Origin of the sequence: Streptomyces sp. W1SF4 (assembly GCF_003950035.1) — a bacterium.
Lineage (GTDB): Bacteria > Actinomycetota > Actinomycetes > Streptomycetales > Streptomycetaceae > Streptomyces > Streptomyces racemochromogenes.
Map to the genome: position 1 here is coordinate 5,628,142 of NZ_CP034350.1, position 19,017 is coordinate 5,647,158.

Genomic DNA, 19,017 nt, shown 5'->3' on the forward strand with positions numbered 1-19,017 from the left:
GAGCCGCGGGCCTGAGCCACGGCCCCGGGCGGCGGGGCCGAGCGGCCGCCCCGAGAGGCAGGGCCGGGCGGCGGGCCCGAGCGCGGGGACGGCCGGGCCCCGGGGGTGGGGGTAGCCCCCGCACGAGGACGCCGGAGCGCTCCAGTGCCCGAAAACCGGGGCGCGGCCAGAGTTGACCGCATGATGCTGCGCTACGCCCTTCAGACCGTCCGGGACCGCAAAGCCGGCTTCCTCGGCGCCTTCGTCGCGCTCCTGTGCGCGGCGGCCCTGATCACCGCCTGCGGCACCCTCCTGGAAACCGGACTCCGAGGCCGGATCGCCACCGAGCGCTACGCGGCTACCCCGGTGGTCGTCTCCGCCGACCAGAACGTCCACCAGACGACGGTCAAGGAGAAGAAGGGCAAGACCAAGACGAAGCACAAGGCCAAGCCCGTCGCCGAGCGGGCCTGGCTCCCGGCCTCCGCCCTGGAGACCGTACGTGCCGTCCCCGGCGTCGAGCGGGCCGTGCCCGAGCTGACCTTCCAGGCCGTCCCGGTGCTGGGGGCCCCGGCCGACCCGGCCAGGCCCTCGTACGGGCACGCCTGGACCTCCGCGGTCCTCACCCCCTTCACCCTCGCCGAGGGCCGCGCCCCCCAGGGCGGCGACGAGGTCGTCGTCGACCGCACCCTCGCCACCCGGGCGGGACTGGCCGCCGGAGCGCGGCTGACCGTACAGGCCACCGGCGAGCCGAAGACCTACACCGTCAGCGGCATCGCCCGGACCGCCCACGGCGACCTCCGCCGGCAGACCTCCCTGTTCTTCAGCGACACCGAGGCCGAGCGGCTCGCCGCCCGCACCGGCCAGGTCACCGCCATCGGCGTACTGCCCCGGCCCCGAACCGACGCCGGCCGGCTCGCCGGACAGGTCCGGGAGGCACTGGCCGCCACCCCGCAGGGCGCCACCGCACAGGTCGCCGCCGGGGACGACCGCGGCCCCGTCGAATTCCTCGACGCCGCAGGCGCACGCGTCAAGCTCGTCTCCATGGGCGGGGCCATGGGCGGCACCTCGCTGCTCGTCGCGGTCCTCGTGGTCGTCGGCACCTTCGCCCTCTCCGTCCAGCAGCGCCACCGCGAACTCGCCCTGCTGCGCGCCATCGCCGCCACCCCGAAGCAGCTGCGCCGCATGATCGGCCGCGAAGCCCTGCTCGTCGGGCTCGCCGCCGGCCTCGCCGGCTCCCTCGCCGGACTGCCCCTCGCCGCCTGGCTGCACGGACGCTTCGTCACCAGCGGAGTCGTCCCGGCCACCCTGGAGCGCACCGCCGGGATCTTCCCGATGTTCGCCGCCGTCGCCGCCAGCCTGCTCGGCGCCTGGGCCGCCGCCCGGATCACCGGCCGCCGCATCGCCCGCATCCGCCCCGCCGAAGCACTGGCCGAAGCCGCCGTCGAACGACCCCGCCCCTCCTGGATCCGGACCCTCGCGGGCCTGCTCCTGCTGGCGGGCGGAGCGGTGCTGGTCGTCGTCCTCGGCTCGCTGCGCACCGAACCCGCCGCCACCCCGGTGACCTTCCTGGCCGTCGTGGTACTCGCCGGCGCGGTGTCGTTGCTCGGCCCGCTCCTCGTCCGGCTCGCGACCGCGCTGCTCGCCGGCCCGCTGCGGCTGGCCGGCCCCGGCGGCCGACTGGCCACCGCGAACCTGCGCGGCAACGCCACCCGCATGGCCTCCGCCGTCACCCCGCTCACCCTCCTCATCGGCATGACCTGCACCGTGCTCTTCGTCACCCCGACCCTCGGCGACGCCGCCCGCGCCCAGGCCCGCGAAGGGGTCCGCGCCCAGTGGGTCGTCACCGCGCAGGGCCCCGGTGTGAGCCCCGCCACCGCCGAGCGGATCCGCCGCACCCCGGGCATCACCGCCGCCACTGAGATCGTGCACACCTCGGTACGGGTCGGCCTGACCAAGTACGCGGCCCAGGGCGTCACCCCGGCCGGCCTGACCCGTACCTGGGACCCGCGAGTCACCCGCGGCAACCTGGACGGCTTCGGCGAGAACAGCGCCGCCGTCAGCGAACTCGCCGCCGACCAGCTGGGGCTGAAGCCCGGCAGCCCGCTGAAGCTGACGCTGGGCGACGGGACCCCGGTGACGCTGACGGTGTCCGCCGTGTACGGGCGGGGCCTGGGCTTCGGCGACCTGACGCTGCCGCACGCACTGGTGGCCGCGCACGTGGACAACCCCCTCGCCGGGAACGTGCTCGTCGCGGCGGAACCCTCCGTCGGCCGGGAGCGGCTGGCCGCGCCGGGCCTCGCGGTGCTGTCCGCGGCGCAGGCCGACGCGGCCCGGGCCGAACGGCAGGCCGCCGGAGCCGAGATCAACCTGCTGGCCATGGGCCTGGTGCTGGCCTTCACCGCCATCGCGGTCGTCAACACCCTGGCGATGTCCACCGCCGAGCGGTTCCGGGAGTTCGCGATGCTGCGGCTGGCCGGGGCGAAGCGGCGCCAGGTGCTGAGGATGCTGCGCACGGAGGCCCTGGCCGTGCTGCTGATCGGGGCGGTGCTCGGGTCGGGGATCTCGCTGGCCGTGCTGACCGCGTTCAGCGTGGGCATGACGGGGGCGGCCGCGCCGGCGGTGCTGCCGCTGGTGTACGGCGTGGTGGTCGGCGCGGCCGGGCTGCTGGCCCTGGCCGCCACCGCCCTGCCGGGCCGGGCCGCGCTGCGACTCCGCCCGGTGGACGTGGCCACGTCCAGGTCCTGACCGGGGCCGCGGGCGCCTCTCGGCCGGGGGCCGGCGCGGGTGCCGGGGCTGCGGGGCCGCTGCGCGGGGCTGGTCCCCTACCCGCCCTTCGCCCGTTCCCCGGGGCTGCGCCCCGGCCCCCTGGGGGCTCCGTCCCCAGACCCCCGCGCCTCAATCGCCGGCGGGGCTACAAGTAGCCCCGCCGGCGATTGAGGCGACGGGCGCGCAGCGCCCGTACGGGGTCAGGGGCAGCGCCCCTGGGAACGGTGGAAGGGCGGGCAGGGGACCCAGCCCCGCGCAGCGGTGCGAGGACCGCGTCAGGAAAGAACCGGCAGGCCCGCCGCGCGCCACGCCTGGAAGCCGCCCGTGAGGTCGGTCGCCCGCCGCAGCCCCAGCGCGTGCAACGACGCCGCGGCCAGCGAAGACGCGTAGCCCTCGTTGCAGATCACCACCACCCGCAGGTCGTGCGACACGGCTTCCGGGAGCCGGTGGGAGCCCTGGGGGTCCAGCCGCCACTCCAGTTCGTTGCGCTCCACGACCACCGCCCCCGGGATCAGCCCGTCCCGCTCGCGCAGCGCCTGGTAGCGGATGTCCACCAGCAGGGCCCCGTCCTGCGACGCCTCGTACGCCTCCTGCGGGCCGATGCGCTCGTACGTGGCGCGGACCCGCTCCAGCAGCTCGTCGATGCCCACGGCGCTCACTGCCAGTCCGCCGGACGCTCGACGTGCTCCAGCCGCAGCACCGGACCGCTGCGGCTGTACCTGCGGATCAGCGGGAGCGGCGGGTAGTACGCGTGGACGGACACCGCGTGCTCCGAGGCGGACTCGTTGAGCACCTCGTGGACGTGGTGCTCGCCGAAGGCCCGCCCGCTGCCCGCGCCGAGGCCGCGGGTGCGGTCCACTTCGGGGGCCAGCTCCAGGCTCTGCCAGCCCTCCGAGGGCAGCCGCACCGTCAGGGAGTGCTCCGTCAGCCGGCCCCGCGCCGTGGCGAAGGCGCCGCGGGACTCGGCGTGGTCGTGCCAGCCGGTGCCGGTGCCCGGCGGCCAGCCGATCAGCCAGGCCTCGCTGCCGCCCGGACCGTCGAGCCGGATCCAGGTCCGGCCCTCGGGGTCGAGGGGCAGCGAGTCGACGATCTCGGGGTCGGCGGCGGTGCGCAGGGCGAAGTCGAGGAGTTCCGCCGCCGTCGGGGCGGACGACGGGCGCGCGGGGGCGTGCGTGGGCAAGGGGGAAGGCATGGAGGTGACCGTCCTGGGTTCGCGAAGGTGCGCGCGCCGGCCGGCAGGGCTCAGGGGCGCGCGGAGGGAAGGCGAATCAGCAGGAGGGGCGACACACGCAGCCCGCGTAGCGGAGCAGGTCCATGTGAACCCTCCGCCACAGGCGTACGTCGTTGCCGGTCATGTCCGTGAGTGAACCACGTGCCCCCGAGAACGGTCAATCGATCACAGGAGCGGGTGTGGCGGGGGCGCCCGCCGGGGCGCCGGCCCGGACGGCGTCGGCCGCCGCGTAGAGCTCGGCCGGCCGGACGCCCGCGAAGGTGGCGGACAGGTGCCCGTCCGGGCGCACCAGCAGCACGGTGTGCGCGGGCGCCCCCGGGTAGGCGTCGGCCACCAGCAGGTCGGCCGGGACGGGCAGCGCGCTCACGGCCGCCGCGAGGCGGGGCATCACCCCGGCGCTCTGCCAGTGCCGCCGGTCCCAGACCCCGGTGCCCGGCGCGACCAGCAGCACCAGCAGCCGGCCGCGCCCCAGCAGGTCGCGCAGCGGGACGGTGGCTCCGTCGGGCGCGGTCACGGGCACGTTCGCCACCGGCCCACCCGGCTCGGTCGCCGTCGGGACCTCGCGTACGGCCACGGGCGGCGCGTACACGGGCTGCGCGCCCAGCGGGCCGCGCCCCAGGTGCCCGTCGGTCAGCAGGGTCTCGGCGGAACGGCCCGTCCCCGGCAGCAGGGTGCGCAGCCCGCCCCCGCCGCGCAGTACGGGCACGGCCTGGTCGGCGGCGCGGAGCCGGGCGGCGACGGCGGTGCGCCGTTCGCCCTCGTAGCTGTCGAGCAGGGCCGCGGAGGCGCCCTGGTGCCAGGCCAGGGCCAGCTTCCAGGCGAGGTTCTCCGCGTCGCGCAGCCCCTCCTCGACGCCCTGGGTGCCGACGGCGCCGAGCAGGTGCGCCGCGTCCCCGACGAGGAAGGCCCGGCCGTCGCGCCAGCGCAGGGCGAGCCGGTGGTGGAGGGTGTGCACGCCGGTGTCGATCAGGTCGTACGGGGGAGTCGTGCCGCCGCACCACAGGGCCAGGGTGTCCCGGATGAGGGTGACGAGCGCGTCGGGCGTGACGAGTTCCCCGCGCGCCGGCAGCAGCCAGTCGAGCCGCCACACCCCGTCGGGCAGCGGCCGGGCGGTGATCTCCTCGGGCCCGGACGGGGGGTTGCGGTGCAGCAACGCCTCGCCCGGCCAGGGCAGTTCGGCGCGCAGCGCGGCCACGGCGCGCCGCTCGACGGCGGTCCGGCCGGGGAAGCGGATGCCGAGCAGCTTGCGCACGGTGGAGCGGGCGCCGTCGCAGCCGGCCAGGTGGCTGCCGCGCCACCAGCTGCTCTCGGTGCCCCGGGTGCGGGCGGTGACCCCGTGGTCGTCCTGCTCGAAGGAGTCCAGCTTGGCACCGGTGACCAGCTGCACCAAGGGGTGCGCGGCGGCGGCGGCGCGCAGCCCGCGCACGAGGGCGTGCTGCGGCAGGTGCAGAGGGGGCTGCTGGTCCTCGAAGGTGATCCGCCGGGTCTCCTGGCGGCGCTTCATGGTGCGCCAGGCCGCGTACTGGGCGCCCTCGTCGCGCAGGGTCGTACAGCCCAGCCGGTGGACCATGGCGGCGGTGTCGGTGTGCAGCACGACACTGCGGGCGGGCCGTGGCTCGTCCTTGCCGGGCCCCTCGTCGAGCAGCACGCTGGGCACGCCGTGCCCGGCCAGGGCGAGGGACAGGGACAGCCCGACGGGCCCCGCGCCGACGACGATCACCGGGTCCATGATGCGGCTCCCGATGTCCGGTATGTGATCACAGAACGTATGCAACCCACTGGAGGTTCCGGCGTCAAGTGACACCCGGCCGGGACAGCACTGTGTGGTGCGGCGGAGGATTCCGCCGCACCACACGGGCTACGCACGATGACTGACCCTACGTCAGCCCTCCGGCGGCCTTCCGGCCGGGCCGGAGCGGGTTTCGACCGTCAGGCCCCGGCCGAGTTGTTCCCGGTGGCCATGTCGTTCACGTCGGCCACGCCGACCACCGCGCCGGTGCTCTTCTTCGACTTCCGCAGCCGTCCCTCCAGCCAGGAGGCGAAGGAGGTGAGGGCGAAGTTCACCGCGATGTAGATCAGGGCGATCACGACGAGCGTGGCGATGGTGTTGGCGTAGTTCGCCGAGATCTGCCGGTTCGTCGCCAGCAGCTCGGTGAGGCCGAGCAGTGAACCGCCGAGCGCGGTGTCCTTGAGGATCACCACGAGCTGGCTGACCAGGGCGGGCAGCATCGCGGTGACGGCCTGCGGGATGAGGACGTAGACCATGGTCTGGCCCTTGCGCATGCCGATCGCCTTCGCGGCGTCGGTCTGGCCGCGGGGGAGGGACTGCACGCCCGCGCGGACGATCTCCGCGATGACGGCCGCGTTGTACAGGACCAGCCCGGTGATCACGGCGTACAGCGGCCGGAGGTCCGAGGAGACGGCGGGGACGAACTTCACGAAGAAGGCCGAGCCGAAGACCATCAGCATCAGGACCGGGATGGCGCGGAAGAACTCGACGACCGCCCCGACCGGCACGCGCACCCAGGAGTGGTCGGAGAGCCGGCCCATACCCAGCAGGGCGCCGAGCGGCAGCGCGATCACCATGGCGATCGCCCCGGCCTTCAGGGTCTCCAGCAGACCCGGGATCAGGTACGTGGTCCAGATCCGGGCGTCAGTGACGAAGGGGGTCCACTTGTCGGCGTCGAGCTGGTTCTTCTCCGCCATGACGGAGAGGATCCACCACGCGGCGAGCGCGAACAGGGCCAGGAAACCGGCCGTGTAGATCCAGTTGCGGGCCTTGGCCTTGGGGCCGGGGACGTCGTACAGCACGGAGCTCATCGCTTCACCGCCACTCGCTTGGCCACCCAGCCCAGCAGCAGACCGGTCGGCAGGGTCAGCAGGCAGAAGCCGAGGGCGAAGATCCCGAACACGGCGAAGAGCGCGTCCGCCTCGTTCTCGATCATTTCCTTCATCAGCAGGGCCGCTTCGGCCACGCCGATGGCCGCGGCCACCGTGGTGTTCTTGGTGAGCGCGATCAGTACGTTGGCGAGCGGCGCGATGACCGCCCGGAAGGCCTGGGGGAGCACGATCAGGGTGAGCACCTGGAAGAAGCTCAGACCCAGCGCGCGGGCCGCCTCGGCCTGGCCGACGGGCACGGTGTTGATGCCCGAGCGCAGCGCCTCGCAGACGAAGGTGCCGGTGTACGCGGTCAGCGCGAGGACGGCGAGCCGGAAGCCGGTCTCCTTGAAGGTCTCGCCGCCGAGGTTGATGCCGAGGGTCTGGCTGAGGCCCAGCGAGCTTCCGATGATCAACAGGGTCAGCGGGGTGTTCCGGACCAGGTTGACGTACGCGGTGCCGAAGGCACGCATCAGCGGGACCGGGCTGACCCGCATCCCGGCCAGGACGGTGCCCCATATGAGGGAGCCAACCGCCGAGTAGAGGGTGAGCTGAACCGTCACCCAGAAGGCTCCGAGCAGGTCGTACTGCCCGGAATCAAGAAAGTCGAACACGTTGCCCTGCGCTCTCCCCAGGATGGCCGGTGGAGTACGCCGCCGCCCGCGGACGGGCGGGCGGCGACGCACCCCACCGGGAAATCAGCTGCCTTCGGTGATCTGCGGGGCAGGCTCGTTCTTGTAGCCGGCCGGGCCGAGGTTCTTCTTGATGGCCGCTTCCCAGGAACCGTCCGCGACCATCTTCTTGAGCGCGGCGTTGATCTTGGTCTGGAGCTCCTTGTCGCCCTTCTTCAGACCGATGCCGTAGTTCTCGTTGCTCATGCTCAGGCCGACGAGCTTGAACTTGCCCTTGTTCTTCTCCTGCGCGGCGTAGCCGGCGAGGATCGAGTTGTCCGTGGTCAGCGCGTCCACGGACTTGTTCTCCAGCGCGGTGAGGCACTCGGAGTAGCCGCCCTGCTCCAGCAGGTCGGCGTCCTTGGCCAGGTCCTTCTTGATGTTCTGCGCCGAGGTCGAGCCCGTGACGGAGCAGAGCTTCTTCTTGTTGAGGTCCTCGACCTTGGTGATCGAGGAGTCGTCGGCACGGACCAGCAGGTCCTGGTGGGCCAGGAAGTACGGGCCGGCGAAGTCGACCTTCGCCTTGCGCTTGTCGTTGATCGAGTAGGTGGCGGCGATGAACTTCACGTCGCCGTTGGAGATCAGGTTCTCGCGCTCGGCGCTGATGGCCTGCTTCCACTCGATCTGGTCCGGCTGGTAGCCGAGCTCCTTCGCCACGTAGGTGGCGACGTCGACGTCGAAGCCCTCGAACTTGCCGTCCGGGGTCTTGAGGCCCAGACCCGGCTGGTCGAACTTGATGCCGATGACGATCTTGTCCGACTTGGAGCCCCCGGAGGCACCGGCGTCGCTCGCCGTGTCCTTGCTGCCGCCGCCACAGGCGGTCGCCGTCAGGGCGAGAACGACGGCCGTGGCAACAGCAGCGCCGGTCTTGAGAACCTTCATGGTGAACTTCCCTCGGGTGAGACGTTGTTGAACGACGAGCAGGACACGTCGTGGGCGACGGCACGAGCCGTCGATCGGATCACTACCAGACGAGAGCGTCAGTGGTGCAGGATCTTCGAGAGGAAGTCCTTGGCGCGGTCGCTCTTCGGGGCGCTGAAGAACTGCTCCGGGGTGGCCTGTTCGACGATCTTGCCGTCCGCCATGAACACGACGCGGTCGGCCGCCGAGCGGGCGAAGCCCATCTCGTGCGTGACGACGACCATCGTCATGCCCTCGCGGGCGAGCTGCTGCATGACCTCCAGCACCTCGTTGATCATCTCCGGGTCCAGCGCCGAGGTGGGCTCGTCGAAGAGCATCACCTTCGGGTCCATCGCCAGCGCCCGGGCGATCGCCACGCGCTGCTGCTGGCCACCGGACAGCTGCGCCGGGTACTTGTCGGCCTGTGCGCCGACGCCCACCCGGTCCAGCAGGGCCTTCGCCTTCTCCAGGGCCGTCGCCTGGTCCGTCTTGCGGACCTTGAGCTGACCCAGCATCACGTTCTGCAGCACCGTCTTGTGTGCGAACAGGTTGAACGACTGGAAGACCATGCCCACGTCCGCGCGCAGCCGGGCCAGTTCCCTGCCCTCGGCCGGAAGGGGCTTCCCGTCCAGCGTGATGCTGCCCGAGTCGATGGTCTCCAGCCGGTTGATGGTCCGGCACAGCGTCGACTTGCCCGAGCCCGAGGGCCCGATCACCACGACGACCTCACCGCGGGCAATGCTCAGATCGATGTCCTGAAGCACGTGCAGCGCGCCGAAGTGCTTGTTGACGTTGCTCAGTACGACCAGGCCGTCCGCGGCACCGGCCGCATCCTCCACGTCCTTGGTCACTGATACTCCGCTCATCGGCTTCTTGCTCCGTCCTCCGTCGGTTGGGAGGAATGTAGTGACGAGATGAGCACACCGTCAGCACATCTGAGGGAGAATTGAGCATAACGAAACGGCCTCGCGCCGATACGCTCCGTACCCGCTACCCACGAAGGGTGCGATGTACTCGTACCGGGTGCATAACGGAAGACTCGCCAGGCCGGAACCCTCTTGACGTGGGACTCCGCCATGGGCGTGGATGCAAGGTGACCATGTGTACGGAAGCTGAAGCCGAAGAATCGGGAAGGGGGACGCCATGAGGCTGCTGCTCGTCGAGGACGACGACCACGTCGCCGCCGCCCTGGCGGCGATCCTCGCCCGGCACGGCTTCCAGGTGACCCATGCCCGCAACGGCGAGGAGGCCCTCCAGGCGCTGCTGCCGGCCGGCGCCAAGCCCTTCGGCGTGGTCCTCCTGGACCTGGGCCTGCCCGACCAGGACGGCTACGAGGTCTGCGGCAAGATCCGCAAGCGCACCTCGACGCCCGTCATCATGGTCACCGCCCGGGGCGACGTGCGCTCGCGCATCCACGGCCTGAACATGGGCGCCGACGACTACGTGGTCAAGCCGTACGACACCGGGGAACTCCTCGCCCGCATCCACGCCGTCGCCCGGCGCACCGGCGCCGCCGACGAGGCCGCCGCCACCCCCGAGACCGCCCCCGGCACGGTCCGGCTCGGCGCCGTCGCCGTGGAGCTGCCCACCCGCCGCGTCACCGTGAACGGCACCGACGTACCACTCACCCGCAAGGAGTTCGACCTGCTGGCCCTGCTCGCACAGCGTCCCGGCGTCGTCTTCCGCCGCGAGCAGATCATCAGCGAGGTGTGGCGCACCAGCTGGGAGGGCACCGGCCGCACCCTCGAGGTCCACGTCGCCTCGCTGCGCTCCAAGCTCGGCATGCCCGCGCTCATCGAGACCGTCCGCGGGGTGGGCTACCGGCTCGTCACCCCGGCCGTCCCCTAGCGGGGCCCCGCCGTGCGCACCCGGCTCCTCCCGCTCCTGGTCGTCCTCATGGCGGGCGTCCTGATCGCGCTCGGACTCCCGCTCGCCGTCAGCCTGGCCGCCGCCCAGCAGCAGCGGGTGGTGCTCGACCGCATCGACGACAGCGCCCGCTTCGCGGCCCTCGCGCAGTTCGTCATCGACGCCGAGGGCTCCGGAGCCACCGGCGCCGACGAACGCCGCAACACCCTCCAACTCGAACTCGCCCGCTACCAGGAGCTGTACGGCGTCCGCGTCGGCATCTTCTACCGCGACGACAACGCCATGGTCCGCGCCCCCGGCTGGTGGCAGCTGCCCGACTCCAAGGAAGGCAAGCGCGCCTTCGACGACGCCCTAGCCGGCCGGCGCAGCCACGACCCCGGCCAGGTCTGGCCCTGGCAGACCAACGGCAAACTCCTCGTCGTCTCCCCGGTCGTCCTCGACGGCGACGTCGTCGCCGTCGTCGCCACCGAATCACCCACCGACCAGATGCGCGCCCGGACCCTGCGCGGGTGGGCGGTCATCGCCGCCGGGCTCGCCGCCGCCATGCTGGTCGCCTTCGGCGCCGCCCTGCGCCTGACCAGCTGGGTGCTCAAGCCCGTGCGGACCCTGGACGCCGCCGCCCACGGCATCGCCACCGGACGGATGAACTCCCGCGTCGCCGCCGCGAGCGGCCCGCCGGAACTCAGACGCCTGGCCCGGTCGTTCAACGAGATGGCCGACAACGTCGAAGAGGTACTGGAGCAGCAGCGGGCGTTCGTGGCGGACGCCTCCCACCAGCTGCGCAACCCGCTCGCCGCACTGCTCCTGCGCATCGAGCTCCTCGCCCTCGAACTCCCCGAGGGCAACGAGGAGATCGCCTCCGTGCGCACCGAGGGCAAACGCCTCGCCCAGGTCCTGGACGACCTGCTGGACCTGGCGCTGGCCGAACACGCCTCCGCCGAGATCAGGCTCACCGACATCGGCGAGCTCGCCGCCGAACGGGTGGCCGCCTGGCGCCCCTACGCCGAGGAGAAGGGCGTACGGCTCACCGAGGCGGGCCGCAGCGCCGTCACCGGCTGGGCGGACCCCATCGCCCTGTCCAGCGCCCTCGACGCCGTCATCGACAACGCCCTGAAGTTCACCCCCGCCGGGGAGCAGGTCGAGGTGTCGGTCTCCGCCGAGGGGCGCAGCGCGCTCGTCGTCGTCGCCGACCGGGGGCCCGGCCTGACCGAGGAGGAGCTGCTGCGCGTCGGCGACCGCTTCTGGCGCAGCGGCCGCCACCAGAACGTGAAGGGCTCCGGTCTCGGCCTGTCGATCTCCCGCGCCCTGCTCGCCTCGGGCGGCGGATCCATCTCCTACGAGACGAACCCGCCGCACGGGCTGCGCGTGACGGTGGCCGTGCCCCGCACCGACCCCCAGGAGGGTTAGGGCCAGGGCAGTTCGGTACGGGCCGCCGGGGAGGCGGCGTACGTCTCGTCCACCGTCCGGAGTTCCAGGACGGCCGCCCGCTCCCCGTCCGCCCGGACGAGCAAGGGGACGTGGAGGGCGGCCGCGCAGGTGCCGGCCAGGTAGCGGCGGGTGCCGTCGGGGAGGAGGCGGTGGAGCTCGTAGTGCCGGACCGGCCCGGCCGCCCGGTCCCAGCGCAGGCGGAGCGCCGCACGGCCGGCGCCCTGCCCGCAGACGGCCTCCACCCTCAGGTGCGAGGGCGGGGCCGGGGGCCGCCGCGCGGTGGTGTCGCGTACCGTCAGGGCCCCCAGACGCCAGGACACCGCCGCCTTCCCGGGCGCGGTGATCCGTACGGCAAGGGCGTACGCGGTCCTCCCGGCCAGGCGCGCGAGGGGCACGCGGGAGGTCCGCCAGCCCTGGCCGGGGCCCGCCGTGCCGGCCGGCAGCCAGGTGTACGGCACCGGCGCGCCCGGGGCGGACGGCTCGCGGACGGCGACGCCGAGTTCCACGGACACCGGCCCGGCGCCGGCACCAGCGTGGACCAGCTCCGCGACCGCCGAGCCGGGCAGGGGCAGGCGCGTCGAGTGCAGGCCCACGGCCACCGGGGCGGTGAGCGCCCCCGCCACCAGCAGGCTGGAGCCACCGCGCCAGGCGTCCGCGAAGTCCAGGGTCACCGACGGGCGCGCCCCGGCGGTGTCCACCACCCAGCGCCGGCCCGGGAGCCGGTCCTGGAGCGCCAGGTGGTTCCACGGCTCCTCGGAGGTGACAGCGCCGCCCTCGTACCAGCGCAGCCCGTGCCCGGTGTTGAAGGAGCAGCCGAACGGCAGCCCGGCGACCGTGGAGCGGTCCGCGGTGAACGTCGCCGGCGCCCGCCAGGCGGCCTGCGGCGCCGGCCGGGACGGGTCCCCCGACTCGCCCGTCCAGAACCGGTCGTCGGCGCGGTGGAACGCGCCGGGGGAGCGGTCCGCGAGGTGGTCGCGGGTCCACTCCGGCCGGTAGAGGCCCAAGCTGACCACGTGGTCGCGGTCGCGCGGGACGACGGCGTCCCAGTCGACGGCGGAGTCCCAGCCCCTGGACTCCACGTCCACCGCCGCCCACAGCTCGTGGCGGCTGCGGCCGAGCCGGCCGGCGAGGGCGCCCGAGTCGGCGAGGGTGCGCGCCGTCCAGCGGAAGTCCACGAACACCGTGTCCGCGACGGGTCCCGAACGGTCCTGGAAGAACTCCTGGTTGAGCGCGTTGAGGGCGCCCTGCCAGCCCACCCGGCCGGTGACGTTCATCGCGTCGTACCAGGTGATGCGCAGCCCGTGCGGGGAGCCCGCCGCCCGCAGCGCCCGCAGGAACTCCCGCATGCGGGTGGCGAGGACGCTGTCCCCGCCGTCCGTCTCGGCGTTGACGAACCAGCCGTCGAAGCCGTACGCCACCGCCACCCGGACCAGCTGCTCCGCGACCGGGAACCGGCCGTCGGGCTCCCGGCGCACCAGGTCGCGCGTCCACTGGAGGTCGCCGCCGTAGGGGACGGGCGGCAGGAAGACGTTGCCCAGCACCCGGACCCCGTTGCGGTGGGCGGCGTCGACGACGGGCGCGTTCGGGGCCAGCACGAGGCCCTCGCCGGCGGAGCCGCCCCAGAAGACCAGCTCGTCGAGGTAGGCCCAGTGCGTCAGGGCGTAGTGGTCTGCGGTCGCCGAGCCCTGGGAGGGATTGCCGGAGGTCGGCCCGAACGAGACCAGCGCCGCTATCCGGGCCTGGCCGGCGCGGGCACCGCGGTGCGCGGGCACGGGGGTGAAGCGCGGGGCGAGCGGCACGGTCGCGGTGTTGTGGGCGAGGTCCGGGTCCGACTCCGGGCTCCAGTCGCCGAGCGAGCGCCAGACGACGCCGGGGGCGGGGGTGCCGTGGGGGAGGGAGCCGGGGAACCAGTAGGAGGCGTACGGGGTCAGGTCGCCGCCGGGCGGGGTGGCGGGGGCGGCGGCGGCCGCCGCCGGGGTGGGTGCGCCGAGGAGCGGGGCTCCGGAGGCGGTGGCGGCTGCGGCGGCCAGGAGGGTGCGTCTGGCCGGGCGTAAGGGGGCGTGGCCGGAGTCGGACATCGGGGGCTCCTCACGGTGCGGCTCGGGCGGGGGTGGGGCCGGGGGAGGGGCGGCCGGGGGCGGGCGAAGGCGGGGCGGGCTGGGCGGCCGGGGGCGGGCCGTCAGTCCACGTCCTCGACGCGGAGCACCCGGGCGATGCCCCGGCCCACAAGGTGGTCCGGCTCCTCGGCCCGGTCGGACAGGACCACCGCCGGGCGGGCGCCCCGCGCCGTCAGGGCGGCCCAGGCTTCGAAGAACGGGCCGCCCGGGGCGCAGGCCGAGCGGCCGCGGGACTCGTCCAGGACGAGCGCGGTGTCGCGTACGGGCGGGCGGTGTTCGCGGCCCCGCCAGGCCGCCGCGACGCGGGCCAGGACGGTCCCGGCGGGCTTGGGCCGGCGGTCGTTGGTCAGCAGGCCCAGGCCGTACTCCAGCTCCGGGAAGTCCGCGAGCTTCCGGGACACGTCGTGCGAGCACCACCAGGTCACCCCCCACAGCCCGGGGCAGTCCAGGGCGGCCTCCAGCGTGGCGGCCGTGAACCGCGCGGCGTGCTCCGGGGGGATCAGCGGCGCCGGCGCCCCGACCTCCTGGAGCCACACCGGGCGCGCCGGGTCCTCGGCCCAGGCCTTCGACAGCTCGACCAGGTACGCCGCGTGGTGCTCGGTGGCCGTCCCGGTCCGGCCGTGGCGCTGCGCGGTGCCGTTGAACACCCACGAGTGCACGGCGGTGGCCGCGCCCAGCCGGGCCGCCTGGGCCGGGGTGAAGGGGTGCCCGTCCTGGTACCAGGCGGCGTCGTACTCGGCGTGCACGTGCGGCCGTCCCGGGGCGCCCCGCTCGCAGGCGGCGAGCATCCGCTCCAGCCAGCGTCCGGCCTGCTCGGGGGTGACGGGGTCGGGGTCGGGGTGAGGGGGGCCCGAGAACTGGTTGATCTCGTTGCCCACCGTCATCCCGAGGAAGTTCGGCCGGCCGACCAGGGCGGCGGCGAGGGTGCGCAGGTACTCCTCCTGTGCCGCGACGGTCTCCGGGTCGGTGAAGAGGTTCCGCCGGTGCCAGGTCCGCATCCAGGAGGGCAGGAAGTCGAAGCTCGACAGGTGTCCCTGGAGGCCGTCCACGGCGACGTCGAGCCCGCGCGCGGCGGCCGCGTCGGCGAGGGCGACGAGCTGCTCGACGGCGCGCGGCCGGATCAGCGCGCGGTTGGGCTGGAAGAGCGGCCACAGCGGGAACACCCGTACGTGGTCCAGGCCCAGGGCGGCGATCGAGTCGAGGTCGGCCCCGACCTCGGCGAGGTCGAAGTCCAGCCAGTGGTGGAACCAGCCGCGTGCCGGGGTGTAGTTGACGCCGAAGCGCAGGGTGCGGTGCATGGCAGGGTCCCGGGTTCTCGGGGAATGCGCCGGACGCCCCCAAACTGCCCGGCCTCACGGGGCCCGGTCAACAGCGCCTTTGCCGCCGGGCGGCCGGAACCGCGTCCGTGACACCGCCGGGTTCGGGCGGCTCGCGGCCGAGGAGCTCCTAGCCGACGGCCCGCCCCGGGCCGGGGGAGCGAGCCGCGCCGGCGGGAACCCCGCGGGAGTACGGCCCCTCCGGCGGCGGCATACTGAAATCCGACCCCCTGGCAGGAGCGCCTCCGTGACCACCCCCACCTCAGCCTTGCCCGTGCCGCGCGGCGCCGCCGCGGCCGCCGTCGCCGGACCGACCGTGGCGATCGACATCGGCGGCACGAAGATCGCCGGGGCGCTGGTCCACCCCGACGGCGCGATGACCGCGGTCACCCGGCGTCCCACCCCGCGCGGGACGGACGCCGACGGGGTCATGGCGGCGGTCGCCGAGGTCGTCGCGGACCTGGCGCGGGACCCCCTGTGGGGGGAGGCCGTCCGCTGCGGCATCGGCAGCGCCGGCCCCGTGGACACCTCGCGAGGCACCGTGAGCCCGGTCAACATCGGGGCCTGGCGGGAGTTCCCCGTGCAGGAGCGGACCGCCGCCGAGCTGGCCGCGCACGGGGCCCGGATCCCGGTCGTCCTGGCCGGCGACGGCGTGGCCATGACGGCCGCCGAGCACTGGCTCGGTGCCGCCCGGGGGCACGCGAACGCCCTGTGCATGGTGGTCTCCACCGGGGTCGGGGGCGGGCTGATCCTGAACAACCAGCTCCACCCCGGTCCCACCGGCAACGCCGGTCACATCGGCCACATCAGCGTCGCGTTCGACGGCGAGCGGTGCGTCTGCGGCGGCCACGGCTGCGTCGAGTCCCTCGCCTCCGGGACCGCCATCGCCCGCTGGGCCCTCGCCCAGGGCTGGACCGGCCCCGACCCCACCGCGGCGGGCGTCGCCGCCTCCGCCGCGGCCGGCGACCCGGTGGCGCTGGCCGCCTTCGACCGGGCCGGGCGGGCCCTGGCCGCGGCCATCGCGGCCACCGCCACCCTGGTCGAGACCGACATCGCGGTGATCGGGGGCGGGGTCGCCGCCAGCGGGGACACCCTCTTCGAACCGATCCGGCGGCACCTGGCCTCGTACGCGACCCTGTCCTTCGTCAAGGGCCTCCGGGTCGTCCCGGCCACCCTCGGCACCCACGCCGGACTGATCGGCGCGGCCGCCGCCGCGATGATGCTGCTGCCTACGGCTTGACCGAGCGGTAGTACCGCCGGGCCCCCTCGTGCAGGTCCAGCGGGTCCGTGTAGATCGCCGTCCGCAGGTCCACCAGCTGCGCGGCGTGCACCTCGTGCCCGATCCGGTCCCGGCTGAGGATCACCGTCCGCGTGAACTGCTCGGTCAGCTCCGTGCCCGTGTCCTCCCGGGTCACCAGCAGGTTCGGCACCGCCAGCGTGGCCACCGCCGAGGTGTTGCGGGCCCGCGCGTACGCGTCCTGCGGCATCACCGCGGCGCGGTAGTACCGGGCCGGGCTGCCGCTGGCCTGGAGCTGCTCGACCAGGTCGCCCAGCTGCACGAGCCGGATGTCGAAGCGCTCCGACAGCTCGTGCACGGCGTTCGTCGGGAGCCCGCCCGACCAGAAGAAGGCGTCGATCCGCCCCGCCTCCAGCTCGGCGGGCATGGTGTCGATGCCGATCCCGACGGGGCTGATGTCCTTGCGCGGATCCAGCTTGGCCGCCTTCAGCAGCCGTTCCGAGACCAGCCTGACCCCGGAGCCGTCCTGCCCCACCGCGACCCGCTTGCCCCGCAGGTCGCGGACCGACTGCACGGGCGAGCCCGCCGGCACCACCAGCTGCACGTAGTCGTCGTAGAGCCGTGCGCAGCCGCGCAGCCGGTCGGCGCCCGGCTTCCCGTCGGCCCGGTACTTGGACACCGCGTCCGCCGTGGCGATCGTGAAGTCGGCCTGCCCGGCGGCGACCCGCTGGAGGTTCTGCTGCGAACCCTCGCTGGGCTCCAGACGCACCTTGACGCCCGGCATGTCCTGCGCGAGCGCCCCCTCCAGCAGCTGCCCGTAGCGGTGGTACACACCGGTACGCACCCCCGTGCTGAAGGTCAGCCCGCCCTTGAGCTCCGGCTCCCAGAAGGGCTTCGGCCACCACAGCAGCCCCCCGAGCACGGCCAGTACGGCGACCAGGCCCAGGAGGAGGCGGCGCCGGCTGATGCGGGGAGGTACGAGGGGCATGACGGGATCCTCCCACCCGCCCCGCCCGCCTGTCACGGCCGGTCCGGTCCGGGCGGGGACACCGGGCGACCGGAGGGCCCTCCGGCACCGCCTACCCTTGTTCCATGACCAGCAGCGGCGACCGGAGCACGGCAGTGGTGGACCCCAAGGGAACTTACGAGGTGCGCACCTACGGGTGCCAGATGAACGTGCACGACTCCGAGCGGCTCTCCGGTCTGCTGGAGGACGCCGGCTACGTCCGCGCGCCCGAGGGCTCCGACGGCGACGCGGACGTGGTCGTCTTCAACACCTGCGCCGTCCGCGAGAACGCCGACAACAAGCTGTACGGCAACCTCGGCCGGCTGGCCCCGATGAAGACGAAGCGCCCCGGCATGCAGATCGCCGTCGGCGGCTGCCTCGCCCAGAAGGACCGCGACACCATCGTCAAGAAGGCCCCCTGGGTCGACGTGGTCTTCGGCACGCACAACATCGGCAAGCTGCCGGTCCTCCTGGAGCGCGCCCGCGTCCAGGAAGAGGCCCAGATCGAGATCGCCGAGTCGCTGGAGGCCTTCCCCTCCACCCTCCCGACCCGCCGCGAGTCCGCGTACGCCGCCTGGGTCTCGATCTCCGTCGGCTGCAACAACACCTGCACCTTCTGCATCGTCCCGGCGCTGCGCGGCAAGGAGGAGGACCGCCGCCCCGGCGACATCCTCGCCGAGGTCGAGGCCCTGGTCGCCGAGGGCGTCTCGGAGATCACCCTGCTCGGCCAGAACGTCAACGCCTACGGCTCCGACCTCGGCGACCGCGAGGCGTTCAGCAAGCTCCTGCGCGCCTGCGGGCAGATCGAGGGCCTGGAGCGGGTCCGCTTCACCTCCCCGCACCCCAAGGACTTCACCGACGACGTCATCGCCGCCATGGCCGAGACCCCGAACGTGATGCCGCAGCTGCACATGCCGCTCCAGTCGGGTTCGGACCCGATCCTGCGGGCAATGCGCCGGTCGTACCGGCAGGAGCGTTTCCTCGGGATCATCGAGAAGGTCCGCGCCGCGATCCCGCACGCCGCGATCTCCACCGACATCATCGTGGGCTTCCCCGGCGAGACCGAGGAGGACTTCCAGCAGACGATGCACGTCGTGCGCGAGGCCCGCTTCGCCAGCGCCTTCACCTTCCAGTACTCCAAGCGCCCCGGCACCCCGGCCGCGGAGATGGAGGGGCAGATCCCCAAGGAGGTCGTCCAGGACCGCTACATGCGCCTGGTCGCCCTCCAGGAGGAGATCTCCTGGGAGGAGAACAAGAAGCAGGTCGGCCGCACCCTGGAGGTCATGGTCGCCGAGGGCGAGGGCCGCAAGGACGGCGCCACCGCCCGGCTGTCCGGCCGCGCGCCCGACAACCGCCTCGTCCACTTCACCAAGCCCGACGAGGACGTCCGCCCCGGCGACGTGGTCACCGTGGAGATCACCTACGCGGCCCCGCACCACCTCCTCGCCGAGGGCCCCACGCAGTCCGTGCGCCGCACCCGCGCCGGGGACGCCTGGGAGAAGCGCAACGCCGCCCCGGCGCAGCCGGCGGGCGTCCTGCTCGGCATCCCGTCCATCGGCGTCCCGGCCCCGCTGCCGCCGGCCGTCTCGGGCTGCGCGATCGACTGACCGGAGGAGGGCGGAG

15 protein-coding genes are annotated in these 19,017 nt (G+C 73.8%); 5 read left to right on the forward strand and 10 right to left on the reverse strand.

All coding sequences use genetic code 11. The annotated features are described in order from the left end of the window. Positions 1 to 180: 180 nt before the first annotated feature. Positions 181 to 2,724, forward strand: a complete 2,544-nt coding sequence (locus D1J60_RS26465; RefSeq protein WP_125822766.1) for an FtsX-like permease family protein — start codon at positions 181 to 183, stop codon at positions 2,722 to 2,724. Positions 2,725 to 3,020: 296 nt separating this feature from the next. On the opposite strand, the gene D1J60_RS26470 is transcribed toward D1J60_RS26465, so the two are convergent. From D1J60_RS26470 to D1J60_RS26500, 7 genes are all read right to left on the reverse strand, one after another. Continuing rightward, positions 3,021 to 3,404 carry a rhodanese-like domain-containing protein gene (locus D1J60_RS26470; RefSeq protein ID WP_206436574.1) on the reverse strand — a complete coding sequence of 128 codons (384 nt, stop codon included), beginning with the start codon at positions 3,402 to 3,404 and terminating at the stop codon, positions 3,021 to 3,023. Beyond that, the gene (locus D1J60_RS26475; protein WP_125602864.1) at positions 3,401 to 3,937 is read right to left on the reverse strand and encodes a cysteine dioxygenase; all 537 of its coding nucleotides are present in this window, start codon (positions 3,935 to 3,937) and stop codon (positions 3,401 to 3,403) included. The genes D1J60_RS26470 and D1J60_RS26475 overlap by 4 nt, the downstream gene beginning before the upstream one ends. A 196-nt stretch (positions 3,938 to 4,133) precedes the next feature. Then, positions 4,134 to 5,705, reverse strand: a complete 1,572-nt coding sequence (locus D1J60_RS26480) for an FAD-dependent monooxygenase (protein ID WP_125822768.1) — start codon at positions 5,703 to 5,705, stop codon at positions 4,134 to 4,136. Between the two features lie 200 nt (positions 5,706 to 5,905). After that, entirely contained in the window at positions 5,906 to 6,796 is an 891-nt protein-coding gene (locus D1J60_RS26485) for an amino acid ABC transporter permease (protein WP_125822769.1), read from the reverse strand. Then, entirely contained in the window at positions 6,793 to 7,467 is a 675-nt protein-coding gene (locus tag D1J60_RS26490) for an amino acid ABC transporter permease (RefSeq protein WP_125822770.1), read from the reverse strand. The genes D1J60_RS26485 and D1J60_RS26490 overlap by 4 nt, the downstream gene beginning before the upstream one ends. Before the next feature lie 84 nt (positions 7,468 to 7,551). Then, entirely contained in the window at positions 7,552 to 8,406 is an 855-nt protein-coding gene (locus tag D1J60_RS26495; RefSeq protein ID WP_125822771.1) for a glutamate ABC transporter substrate-binding protein, read from the reverse strand. Positions 8,407 to 8,504: 98 nt separating this feature from the next. Then, on the reverse strand, positions 8,505 to 9,290 hold the full coding sequence (locus tag D1J60_RS26500) for an amino acid ABC transporter ATP-binding protein (protein ID WP_125602859.1): 786 nt from the start codon (positions 9,288 to 9,290) through the stop codon (positions 8,505 to 8,507). A gap of 277 nt (positions 9,291 to 9,567) precedes the next feature. On the opposite strand from D1J60_RS26500, the gene D1J60_RS26505 reads away from it, so the two are divergent. Further along, on the forward strand, positions 9,568 to 10,272 hold the full coding sequence (locus tag D1J60_RS26505; RefSeq protein WP_125822772.1) for a response regulator transcription factor: 705 nt from the start codon (positions 9,568 to 9,570) through the stop codon (positions 10,270 to 10,272). Positions 10,273 to 10,284: 12 nt separating this feature from the next. Next, positions 10,285 to 11,697 carry a HAMP domain-containing sensor histidine kinase gene (locus D1J60_RS26510; protein ID WP_125602857.1) on the forward strand — a complete coding sequence of 471 codons (1,413 nt, stop codon included), beginning with the start codon at positions 10,285 to 10,287 and terminating at the stop codon, positions 11,695 to 11,697. Here the strand turns inward: D1J60_RS26510 and D1J60_RS26515 are convergent. Together D1J60_RS26515 and D1J60_RS26520 are read right to left on the reverse strand one after the other, a co-directional pair. Beyond that, positions 11,694 to 13,796 carry an endo-beta-N-acetylglucosaminidase gene (locus D1J60_RS26515; protein WP_125822773.1) on the reverse strand — a complete coding sequence of 701 codons (2,103 nt, stop codon included), beginning with the start codon at positions 13,794 to 13,796 and terminating at the stop codon, positions 11,694 to 11,696. The two genes, D1J60_RS26510 and D1J60_RS26515, sit on opposite strands and share 4 nt — an antisense overlap. 101 nt (positions 13,797 to 13,897) lie before the next feature. Beyond that, on the reverse strand, positions 13,898 to 15,133 hold the full coding sequence (locus D1J60_RS26520) for a glycosyl hydrolase (RefSeq protein ID WP_125822774.1): 1,236 nt from the start codon (positions 15,131 to 15,133) through the stop codon (positions 13,898 to 13,900). A gap of 334 nt (positions 15,134 to 15,467) precedes the next feature. On the opposite strand from D1J60_RS26520, the gene D1J60_RS26525 reads away from it, so the two are divergent. Further along, positions 15,468 to 16,391: an ROK family protein gene (locus D1J60_RS26525; protein ID WP_125824195.1), complete on the forward strand. Its 924-nt coding sequence runs from the start codon at positions 15,468 to 15,470 to the stop codon at positions 16,389 to 16,391. On the opposite strand, the gene D1J60_RS26530 is transcribed toward D1J60_RS26525, so the two are convergent. After that, a complete protein-coding gene (locus tag D1J60_RS26530) occupies positions 16,381 to 17,376 on the reverse strand; it encodes a TAXI family TRAP transporter solute-binding subunit (protein ID WP_125602845.1) in 996 nt (331 codons plus the stop codon). The genes D1J60_RS26525 and D1J60_RS26530 overlap by 11 nt on opposite strands. 104 nt (positions 17,377 to 17,480) lie before the next feature. Here D1J60_RS26530 and miaB point away from each other — a divergent pair, with 104 nt between their 5' ends. Then, a complete protein-coding gene (gene miaB, locus D1J60_RS26535; RefSeq protein WP_125822775.1) occupies positions 17,481 to 19,001 on the forward strand; it encodes a tRNA (N6-isopentenyl adenosine(37)-C2)-methylthiotransferase MiaB in 1,521 nt (506 codons plus the stop codon). The last annotated feature ends 16 nt before the right edge of the window (positions 19,002 to 19,017 follow it).

Bases quoted from the DNA above. Each gene is read 5' to 3' on its own strand.
- D1J60_RS26485 (WP_125822769.1), bottom strand. From the start codon at position 6,796: ATGAGCTCCGTGCTGTACGACGTCCCCGGCCCCAAGGCCAAGGCCCGC.
- miaB (WP_125822775.1), top strand. From the start codon at position 17,481: ATGACCAGCAGCGGCGACCGGAGCACGGCAGTGGTGGACCCCAAGGGA.
- D1J60_RS26495 (WP_125822771.1), bottom strand. From the start codon at position 8,406: ATGAAGGTTCTCAAGACCGGCGCTGCTGTTGCCACGGCCGTCGTTCTC.
- D1J60_RS26520 (WP_125822774.1), bottom strand. From the start codon at position 15,133: ATGCACCGCACCCTGCGCTTCGGCGTCAACTACACCCCGGCACGCGGC.
- D1J60_RS26515 (WP_125822773.1), bottom strand. From the start codon at position 13,796: ATGTCCGACTCCGGCCACGCCCCCTTACGCCCGGCCAGACGCACCCTC.
- D1J60_RS26530 (WP_125602845.1), bottom strand. From the start codon at position 17,376: ATGCCCCTCGTACCTCCCCGCATCAGCCGGCGCCGCCTCCTCCTGGGC.
- D1J60_RS26465 (WP_125822766.1), top strand. From the start codon at position 181: ATGATGCTGCGCTACGCCCTTCAGACCGTCCGGGACCGCAAAGCCGGC.
- D1J60_RS26500 (WP_125602859.1), bottom strand. From the start codon at position 9,290: ATGAGCGGAGTATCAGTGACCAAGGACGTGGAGGATGCGGCCGGTGCC.
- D1J60_RS26475 (WP_125602864.1), bottom strand. From the start codon at position 3,937: ATGCCTTCCCCCTTGCCCACGCACGCCCCCGCGCGCCCGTCGTCCGCC.
- D1J60_RS26505 (WP_125822772.1), top strand. From the start codon at position 9,568: ATGAGGCTGCTGCTCGTCGAGGACGACGACCACGTCGCCGCCGCCCTG.
- D1J60_RS26480 (WP_125822768.1), bottom strand. From the start codon at position 5,705: ATGGACCCGGTGATCGTCGTCGGCGCGGGGCCCGTCGGGCTGTCCCTG.